Source organism: Streptomyces sp. NPDC051555, assembly GCF_044454405.1.
GTDB lineage: Bacteria > Actinomycetota > Actinomycetes > Streptomycetales > Streptomycetaceae > Streptomyces.
This window is the reverse complement of sequence record NZ_JBITDP010000103.1, coordinates 1-2013: the sequence shown is the minus strand read 5'-3', so window position 1 is coordinate 2013 and position 2013 is coordinate 1. Positions and strand designations below refer to the sequence as shown.

General features: G+C 69.3%; 2 protein-coding genes. Both read left to right on the top strand.

Features of this window, described 5'->3' with window-relative positions:
* Positions 1-139 precede the first annotated feature (139 nt).
* The gene (metF, locus tag ACIBEA_RS44480; RefSeq protein ID WP_399270269.1) at positions 140-1108 is read left to right on the top strand and encodes a methylenetetrahydrofolate reductase [NAD(P)H]; all 969 of its coding nucleotides are present in this window, start codon (positions 140-142) and stop codon (positions 1106-1108) included.
* Positions 1109-1114: 6 nt separating this feature from the next.
* Positions 1115-2013: adenosylhomocysteinase (locus tag ACIBEA_RS44475; RefSeq protein ID WP_399270267.1), on the top strand; the 899-nt coding region annotated here is incomplete at its 3' end.

Here is a 2013-nt window from a genome sequence, read left to right as displayed (position 1 = left end):
CCCGAACGGATCGGCGTCCACCTCTCCGAGGAGTTCCAGCTCCACCCCGAACAGTCCACCGACGCCATCGTCATCCACCACCCCGAAGCGAAGTACTTCAACGCGCGCTGAGCACGTCACGCTGAGAAAGGAGACAGACATGTCGGCCACACTCACCGCACCTGCAACCGTCACCGCCGAGCGCCCCCGCACGTCCGCCCCGGCCACGCTCGGCGTCCGGGAACTACTGGCCCAGGGCCGGCAGAGCTTCTCCTTCGAGTTCTTCCCGCCGAAGACGGACGCGGGGGAGCGGGTGCTGTGGAACGCCATCCGCCGGATCGAGTCCTTCGCCCCCTCCTTCGTCTCCGTCACCTACGGCGCCGGCGGCTCCTCCCGCGACCGGACCGTCGAGGTCACCAAGCGCATCGCCGCCGAGACCACCCTGCGCCCGGTCGCCCACCTCACCGCCGTCGGACACTCGGTGGCCGAGCTGCGCCACATCATCGGGCAGTACGCGGACGCGGGCATCCGTGACGTCCTGGCGCTGCGCGGGGACCCGCCCGGCGACCCCAAGGGGGACTGGACGGCGCACCCCGACGGTCTGCGCCACGCCCACGAACTGGTCACGCTCATACGCCAGTTGGGTGACTTCACGGTCGGCGTGGCGGCGTTCCCCGAGCGCCACCCCCGCTCACCCTCATGGGACGAGGACGTCCGCCACTTCGCCGCCAAGTGCCGGGCCGGCGCGGACTACGCCATCACCCAGATGTTCTTCCACGTCGAGGACTACCTCCGGCTGCGCGACCGGCTGTGCTCGGTGGGCTGTCTGACCCCGGTGATCCCCGAGATCATGCCCGCGACCGACTACCGGCAGATCCGGCGCTTCTCCGAACTGAGCGACGCCCGATTCCCCCAGGCACTCGCCCAGCGCCTCGAAGCGGCCAAGGACCATCCCGCGGACGGGCACCGCATCGGCGTCGAGTACGCCACCCGGATGGCCGAGCGGCTGCTCGCCGAGGGGGCGCCGGGCCTGCACTACATCACCCTCAACAAGTCCACCGCGACTCTAGAGATCCATCAGAACCTGAACCTGGACCGGAACGTCACAGCCACCACCATCACGGAGTAGAACCCCATGGACTTCAAGGTCGCAGACCTCTCGCTCGCGGATTTCGGCCGCAAGGAGATCACCCTGGCCGAGCACGAGATGCCCGGTCTGATGTCGATCCGCAAGGAGTACGCCCCCTCGCAGCCGCTCGCGGGTGCCCGTATCACCGGCTCCCTGCACATGACCGTGCAGACCGCCGTGTTGATCGAAACCCTCGTCGCGCTCGGGGCGGAGGTGCGCTGGGTGTCCTGCAACATCTACTCCACCCAGGACCACGCGGCCGCGGCCGTCGCGGTCGGCCCGACCGGCACCCAGGAGAGCCCGGCGGGCATACCGGTCTTCGCCTGGAAGGGCGAGACCCTGGAGGAGTACTGGTGGTGCACCGAGCAGGCGCTGATCTGGCCGGGCCACTCCGGCCCGAACATGATCCTCGACGACGGTGGTGACGCGACCCTCCTCGTCCACAAGGGCGTCGAGTTCGCGAAGGCCGGCGCGGTGCCCGACCCCTCCACCGCCGACAACGAGGAACTGCGCCTGGTCTTCGAGCTGCTCGGGCGCAGCGCGATCGACTGGGCGTCCCTCGCTGCCGAGGTCCGCGGGGTCTCCGAGGAGACCACCACGGGCGTCCACCGCCTCTACGAGATGCACCGCGAGGGCGCCCTGCTCTTCCCGGCGATCAACGTGAACGACGCGGTGACGAAGTCGAAGTTCGACAACAAGTACGGCTGCCGCCACTCGCTGATCGACGGCATCAACCGCGCCACGGACGTCCTCATCGGTGGCAAGACGGCGGTCGTCTTCGGCTACGGCGACGTCGGCAAGGGGTCCGCGGAGTCGCTGCGCGGTCAGGGCGCGCGGGTGATCGTCACCGAGATCGACCCGATCTGTGCGCTGCAGGCGGCGATGGACGGGTACCAGGTCGCGAC